This window comes from Thiorhodococcus mannitoliphagus (assembly GCF_010915725.1).
GTDB lineage: Bacteria > Pseudomonadota > Gammaproteobacteria > Chromatiales > Chromatiaceae > Thiorhodococcus > Thiorhodococcus mannitoliphagus.
In genome coordinates, this window is record NZ_JAAIJR010000345.1 from 1 (window position 1) to 1,203 (window position 1,203).

Annotated in this window: 2 protein-coding genes; both read right to left on the reverse strand. The window is 55.8% G+C overall.

The genetic code is table 11. The features are described from left to right. Positions 1 to 135: 135 nt before the first annotated feature. Positions 136 to 369 carry a type II toxin-antitoxin system VapC family toxin gene (locus G3480_RS26770; RefSeq protein WP_164657228.1) on the reverse strand — a complete coding sequence of 78 codons (234 nt, stop codon included), beginning with the start codon at positions 367 to 369 and terminating at the stop codon, positions 136 to 138. Positions 370 to 832: 463 nt separating this feature from the next. After that, on the reverse strand, positions 833 to 1,203 hold a 371-nt coding region (locus G3480_RS26775; protein ID WP_206171930.1), incomplete at its 5' end, for a hypothetical protein.

Below are 1,203 nucleotides of genomic sequence, written 5' to 3' on the forward strand. Positions count from 1 at the left end.
CGTCCAGGCTTCAGGGGGCGAACGGCTTCCCGGGCTCTCTTCATAAACTCCGTTTATCACTCCTCCTTATCAATCCCTGAGAACAGAACATACAAGGGGCGAATTCATTCGCCCTCCCGCCAGTGCCAAGGGCGACTAAAGTCGCCCCTTGAGGTTTTTCAGACAGCCTCTCAGGCTAATGGGCGTACGAAGCGCCGGATTTGCGATATGCGCGCAGTTCCAGGTCAGCAGGTAATCCATCGCGCCAATGGTGGCCATGGCGATATGCAAGGCATCGAGCTTGGCCGTGGGCGGCAAGGCGACTTGGCTCAACAGGGTCACGGCTAAAGGCTCGACCTCTTCAGGTGATGTCAAGCTCGGGAATGCCATCGAGAACACTCAAACGTCGTTGAGCCGCGCCTGGATTGCCGGCGACGGCTTCCTCCAGAACGAACCGCGAGATAAAGAGTTCAAAATCGCCTTTGCGTTCCCACCATTCTCGCGTCGTCTCCTGATTGCCCGCTAGGACGAGATCGCGGCTGCGTCAGGCCGTGAGATAGCTGACAACCGATGTTTCGAGATAGACCTTGGGTTTCACGGGCATTCGCTACTTGTTGATTGGACTGATTCTGACGATCATCTCGAACGACGACCCTGCGCATGTTCGCACTGGTTGAGTCGCTCCATGAAGCCCAAGTAGGGCGGAACTCCGACAGGAGGTTCCGCCGATTGGCTGCCACCTTACGACTAGCGACCACGTCGTCACTTGGATGGATATCAATCTTGGCGGACTCGTGACAACGCGACAGGTCGAATCGCCCTTTCGGGATCCGCCCTGTACGGTAACGAAATCTCAGACCAGTCTTTCGTCCAGGTTCTCAATGAGCCTCTGCATCTCCCTCAGCGTCGCTAAGGTGGAATCCATGTCCAGGATGCCGTTTTCGTCATGCGCGCGATAATCTCCCTGAAGCCTGGCCACCCCCATGTACCTACCTAATCGCCCGTATTGTGTGATAACTACGGACGCTTTCGCGGCATGCGCGTAGAGCCTGTTTCGATAGTGATCACGGATGGGTACGCGTTGCTCGGGATCAAGGACGTACAGCTTGAAGATCAGTTTGTCATACTCAAGTTGAAGGTAGAATTCGGCCTTGATCATCGGTTGGCCCAAAACCGAGTGTTTCAGTAGGCGATGAAACGGCCTGAAGGAGTGGCAGGAGCGCC

Bases quoted from the DNA above. Each gene is read 5' to 3' on its own strand.
- G3480_RS26770 (WP_164657228.1), bottom strand. From the start codon at position 369: ATGGCATTCCCGAGCTTGACATCACCTGAAGAGGTCGAGCCTTTAGCC.